The organism is Anaerococcus hydrogenalis DSM 7454, from assembly GCF_000173355.1.
GTDB classification, from domain to species: Bacteria; Bacillota; Clostridia; order Tissierellales; family Peptoniphilaceae; genus Anaerococcus; species Anaerococcus hydrogenalis.
The window spans coordinates 1-5,857 of the sequence record NZ_ABXA01000008.1 but is presented as its reverse complement, the minus strand read 5'-3'; the positions used below and the strand labels follow the sequence as shown (position 1 = coordinate 5,857).

The window sequence follows — 5,857 nt, the reverse complement described above, 5'->3', positions numbered from 1 at the left end:
GGAAGAGGAACAGTAGCAACAGGAAGAGTAGAAAGAGGAACACTAAAACTTGGATCTACAGTAGAAATAGTTGGACTAACAGACAAAACAAGAGAAGTAGTAGTAACAGGAATAGAAATGTTCCACAAATCACTTGAAACAACAGAATCAGGAGATAACTGTGCGTTACTATTAAGAGGAGTACAAAGAAACGAAATCCAAAGAGGACAAGTAATAGCAGAACCAGGTTCAGTACACCCACACACAGAATTTGAAGGACAAGTATACGTACTAACAAAAGAAGAAGGTGGACGTCATACACCATTCTTCTCAGGCTATAGACCACAATTCTTCTTCAGAACAACAGATGTAACAGGTGACATCCAATTAGAAGAAGGAACAGAAATGGTAATGCCAGGAGACAACGCAAAATTCATAATCAAACTACAAAACCAATCGCTCTTGAAGAAGGATTAAGATTCGCAGTAAGAGAAGGTGGAAGAACAGTTGCTTCAGGAGTTGTTTCTAAAGTTATAGCTTAATTAGCTTAAATTTGAAATAAAATAAAATTTAAAAGGCGGGGATAACCCGTCTTTTTTTAAAATATTTTTTAATTAAATTTTTAAAGGATATGAAATGAAAGAAAAAATAAATAACTTTAAGGAAATTTTTAAGAAAATATTTTTGATATCTGTTTTAATACTTGTAATTATTCAGTTTAGAAAAATTTCTAAAGAAATAAAAGTAGAAGATATAAAATATATTTTTAAAAATTTATCTATTTTTATCATAATTCTTATGGGAATTTATGGAATTTTTGCTAATATTCCTGCAAGCTTGTATGACTTTGTTTTAAATGATGAGCTTGGTAATGATTATGAGAAAAAATATATTGCAGAAACTGGATTTTGTATAAATAATTTTAATGATTTATTAGGACTAGGTGGATTTATTTCTATTGGCCTAAGGACTGCCTTTTATGGTAAGGGTCATGAACCAAGTAAACTTGTTAAAAAAATTATCGAGTTGTTGGTATTTTTGCCTTGTGGCTTGTCATTTTTTTCAATCTTGTCATTAATATCTCTTTGTTTTCATACAAATCCTGTTTTGGAAAGGTATATGATTTTGCTGATAGGGGCAAGCTTGTACATTCCTATAGTTTTTGGACTTTCTTTTTTTGGAAAAATTAAGTTTAAGAAGAAAAATCAAATTAAAATATTTATAATTTCAATTGCTGAATGGTTTGGAGTTATGAGTGCTTTCGTAGTAATTGGATATCTTATGGGTATAAAATTTGATTTGATTACTCTTTCTACCCTTGTAGTAGCTGCAAATATAGTAGGTTATATTTCCATGATTCCAGGTGCTATTGGGTCTTTTGATTTGATTATTTTACTTGCTTTAAAAAGTCAAGGAATTGATCAAGAATTAGCCCTGTCATGGATTTTACTTTATAGGTTGGCTTATTATATTATTCCATTTTGCCTAGCATTTGTATTTTTTAGTAAAAATTTTACTAAGGCTTTTCAATTTAAAGAGGCTGGTTTCTTAAAAAGACTATTTAAAAATATTACTGTGCTGTTTAATACTTTTATGATGTATATTTTTGGTCTTTTCATGATTTTAGCGGCAACCTTACCTGATAAGGCATATGGGGGAGGCCTTCTTACAAAATTAAATCCAATTAGGGCTTCGGCAATTTATCAATTTCCATCTATACTTTTTGGTTTTATTTTTATAATTATGGCAAGGGCCTACATCTCAAGACAAAAAAAATCTTATATTTTAAATATTGTTATTTTAAGTCTTGTATTTTTATATACTTATATAACTGGATATAGCCTAAGTACTTTAATTTATATTGTCATAATGTTTGTAATGAATTTAATAACAAAAGATGAGCTCCATACTAAACAATTTATTTATGCTAGTGAGGATAGGTTTGTCGATTTACTTTTGGCAAATTTTATGCTTATTGTTTATGTAGGAAAAATTTTAAAACATGGATCAATCATTGATGTAAATATTAATGAGGCTAATGATTTTATATTAATTCCTTTTGAGTATAATTTTGTTTCAATTATAGTAACTATTTCTATAATTTATTTTTTGTCTTATCTTTTGATAAGATTCTTACAAGGACAAAGAATAAAAGTTGGGGAGAAATTTGATCGTGATAGGTATTTGTCTTTACTTGAAAGTCAGGGTGGATCTAAGGAAGCTTTTTTGGCATTTTTGGATGATAAGGACTTGTTTTGGTTGAGAAAAGATGGGCTTGATTTAGCTTGCCTTCAAATTAAAACAATAGCTGATAAGGTTGTAGTTATGGGAGATCCTATTGGAAATGAAGAGCATTTTGATGAACTTTTGGATGAATTTATCAACCAGGCAGATGATTTAGGCTACAATATTGTCTTTTATGAGATTAATAAGGAAATAACTATGAAAGTCCACGAATATGGATTTAATTTCATGAAATTTGGTGAAAGTGCCAATGTAAACCTAGAAGAGTTTAACCTTGATGGTAAGAAAAAGAAAAATCTTAGAAAAACCATTAATAAGATAGACAGGGATGGGTATAAATTTGAAGTTATGGAAAAGCCTTTTGATGGAAAAACAATTAAAAGATTACAAGAAATTTCAAATTCATGGCTAGGTGAAGGAAAAGAGAAGGGATTTTCCTTAGGATTTTTTGATAGGAATTATTTAAATACTGGAGATATAGCTGTGGTTAAAAATCCTGATGGAAAAATTATTGCCTTTGCAAATCTTTGTCCAATTTATTATAAAAATTGGGCAACTGTTGACCTTATGCGTTATGATGATAAGGTGGATGGCTTGATGGATTATCTTTTTATCAATATTTTTACCTATTTGAAGGAAAATAATATAAAATATTTTGATCTTGGCATGGCTCCACTTGCAAATGTTGGAGTTATGAGACATTCCTTTTTGCAAGAAAAAATGGTTTATATGATTTTTAAGCTAGGAGATCATTTTTATTCTTTTGAGGGCTTAAAAGCTTATAAGGATAAGTATGCAAGTTTTTGGGAAGAAAGATATCTTTCTTATTCAAGAGGTTCATCTTTGATTTTTTCTGCTTTGACTTTATTTTATGTTATCAATAAAAAATAAAATAAATTTCACAATTGCCATACTTTTTTAGGGTAATATAAATTAAAAGCTAAAGCTTGGATAAAAAAATTTGTAAAATAATTTGAAAAAATCAAGAAAAAGAATGGCTATACCTTAAAGCACAAGAATAGTTTTGTGAATATAAAAATAAATACAAAGAAAGAAACTATAAAGATTAAAAATAACTACTCCTATGAGAAAAAGTTGAAAATCAAGGATTTAGTTAAGGATTTTGATATAGGAAAAATAGAATCTTTTTTGGAAGAAAAAAGAAAAAGGCAAGAGTATAATTATAAGATGATGAATACATAAGATTCTTTTGAACAATCTTATGTTCATACATCAGTTGAAATCCTAGCAGATGATAAAAAAGATATGGATACTGACAGGAAAGAAAAAAATAAAGATAAGAAGGAGAAATATATGGACAATCCAATTGTTACATTTGAAATGGAAGATGGAAAAGTATTTAAGGCTGAATTATATCCTGAAATTGCCCCAAACACTGTAAATAATTTTATTTCACTGATAAAAAATAATTTTTATGATGGGCTTATTTTCCATAGAATAATAAAAAATTTCATGATCCAAGGAGGAGATCCTGAAGGAAGTGGTATGGGTGGCCCTGGCTATGCTATAAAGGGAGAATTCTCATCAAATGGTTTTGAAAATAATTTAGCCCATGATAAGGGGGTTTTATCAATGGCAAGATCATTTATGCCAGATTCTGCAGGAAGCCAATTTTTTATAATGCACAAAAAAAGTCCACACCTTGATGGGGAATATGCAGGTTTTGGAAAAATAATAGAAGGAATAGAAGAAATCGACAAAATTGCGAATGTAAAAACAGATTATAATGATAAACCACTTGAAGATGTAAGAATAAAAAAAGTTACAGTTGATACAAAGGGTGTTGATTATCCTGAAGTTGAAAAAATGTAAATTAAAGGCAGATTTTATCTGTCTTTTTTTATTTATAAAATATGGTATAATTAGATTCGTATTTTGAAAATAAATTTATAGGAGGTCTTATGACTTTTAATGACGTTATGGCGGCCTTGGGGGTAGTAATTAATGGAATCCCTCAAGCTTTGTTGGCACTATCTGTTGGATTTGCTGCATTTCCAACAGCACTAGGATTTGCTGTGGGAGTAATTGCTTGTACGCTTTTACATTCACCAATTCCAATTTCTATGCAAGCAGAAACTATTGCCCTTGCAGGATCTTATGGAGAAAATATTTCTGAAAGATTATCAGTAGTATTTTGGGCAGGAATTATTATGTCCATTCTTGGTCTTACTGGAAGTCTTAATTTTATTGTTGATTTGGCAGGAGTTTATGTATTAAATGGAATGATGGCAGGAGTTGGTTTAATTCTTGCAAAAATTGCTATTGATGGACTAAAACTTGAAACAAAAATGGTTAGTTTAATTTCAATTATAAGTGCATTAATAACTTATTTTGTTTCTGGAAGAAATCTTGTTTATACAATTATAATTTCTGTAGTGATTTCTTCTATTTATGCAAATATAATGAAAATGGAAATAGGTAAGGATATAAAAAAAGAAGAGAGAAAACTTTCTGTAAAAAAACCTATTTTAAACAAAAAAGTTATAAGAGGGGCCCTATCATTAGCTTGTCTTACAATTGGAGCTAATATTGCTTTTGGAAATATTACAGCATCTCTTGGAGATGGAAATTTAACAGCAAATATTGACCACTTAACAATTTATTCTGGCCTTGCTGATTCTGTTTCTTCTCTTTTTGGTGGAGCACCAGTTGAAGCAATAATTTCTGCAACAGGGGCTAGTGATAATCCTGTAAATTCTGGAGTTTTGATGATGGCAATTCTTGGGGTAATTATGTTTATGGGTCTTTTACCAAAACTTGGAAAATTTGTTCCAGGAGAGTCAATCCATGGATTTTTATTTGTACTAGGTGCTCTTGTAACTGTTCCTACAAATGCAAATCTTGCTTTTGCAGCTGGTGGTGATACAATACTAGTTGCAGGGATTGCTATGGCTACAACAGCAGCAAGCGATCCATTTATGGGACTTGTGGCAGGAGTAATACTCAAATTTATAATATTATAGGAGTTTTTAATGGATTATTACAAATTAGAAGTATGTGGACTTAAAAGAGATTTGCCAATTATACAAATATCAGATAATTTAAAAATTGCATCTTTTGTATTGTTGGGAGATGCAGAACTTGCAGAAAAAGCAGGAATAGAGCTAAGCAAAAAGGTGGATGCTGATATAATTCTTACAGCAGAAGCAAAGGGAATTTCCCTTGCCCATGAGATTGCAAAAAATATAGGAGAAAAATCATTTGTAGTTGCAAGAAAGTCTGAGAAATCCTATATGAATCATCCTATTAATGTAGAAGTAAATTCTATAACAACAAAAAACACCCAAAAATTATATTTGGACTCAAAAGATGTAGAAAAAGTTAAAGGAAAAAATAGCCCTAGTTGATGATGTAATTTCAACTGGAGAATCTATGAATGCCCTAGAAAGTTTAGTAAAAAAAGCAGGAGGAGAAGTTGTACAAAAACTTGCAATTCTTGCAGAAGGGGACGCAGCAAATAGGGATGATATAATATTTTTAGAAAAACTTCCTATTTTTGAAATTTAATTGGTAAAAAAAAANANATATATATTATTATTATTATTATTATTATTATTATTATTATTATATTATATATATATATATATATATATATATATACNATATATATATA

General features: G+C 29.5%; 6 protein-coding genes and 1 pseudogene. All 7 read left to right on the top strand.

Annotated elements, in window-relative coordinates; all coding sequences use genetic code 11:
* Nucleotides 1-521, top strand: a pseudogene (locus tag ANHYDRO_RS01495) (EF-Tu C-terminal domain-related protein); the annotation flags it as partial.
* A gap of 94 nt (nucleotides 522-615) precedes the next feature.
* Nucleotides 616-3,114, top strand: a complete 2,499-nt coding sequence (gene mprF, locus ANHYDRO_RS01490) for a bifunctional lysylphosphatidylglycerol flippase/synthetase MprF (RefSeq protein ID WP_004812764.1) — start codon at nucleotides 616-618, stop codon at nucleotides 3,112-3,114.
* A 135-nt stretch (nucleotides 3,115-3,249) separates the two neighbouring features.
* The gene (locus tag ANHYDRO_RS09825; RefSeq protein ID WP_004812762.1) at nucleotides 3,250-3,426 is read left to right on the top strand and encodes a hypothetical protein; all 177 of its coding nucleotides are present in this window, start codon (nucleotides 3,250-3,252) and stop codon (nucleotides 3,424-3,426) included.
* 111 nt (nucleotides 3,427-3,537) lie between these two features.
* Nucleotides 3,538-4,056, top strand: a complete 519-nt coding sequence (locus ANHYDRO_RS01485) for a peptidylprolyl isomerase (RefSeq protein ID WP_004818468.1) — start codon at nucleotides 3,538-3,540, stop codon at nucleotides 4,054-4,056.
* An 89-nt stretch (nucleotides 4,057-4,145) separates the two neighbouring features.
* Nucleotides 4,146-5,207 (top strand): hypothetical protein, encoded by a 1,062-nt coding sequence (locus ANHYDRO_RS01480; protein WP_004812758.1) that lies wholly within the window; start codon nucleotides 4,146-4,148, stop codon nucleotides 5,205-5,207.
* Between the two features lie 9 nt (nucleotides 5,208-5,216).
* On the top strand, nucleotides 5,217-5,591 hold the full coding sequence (locus ANHYDRO_RS01475) for a type I phosphoribosyltransferase (RefSeq protein ID WP_004812756.1): 375 nt from the start codon (nucleotides 5,217-5,219) through the stop codon (nucleotides 5,589-5,591).
* A 25-nt stretch (nucleotides 5,592-5,616) separates the two neighbouring features.
* On the top strand, nucleotides 5,617-5,751 hold the full coding sequence (locus ANHYDRO_RS11060) for a type I phosphoribosyltransferase (RefSeq protein WP_004812754.1): 135 nt from the start codon (nucleotides 5,617-5,619) through the stop codon (nucleotides 5,749-5,751).
* The last annotated feature ends 106 nt before the right edge of the window (nucleotides 5,752-5,857 follow it).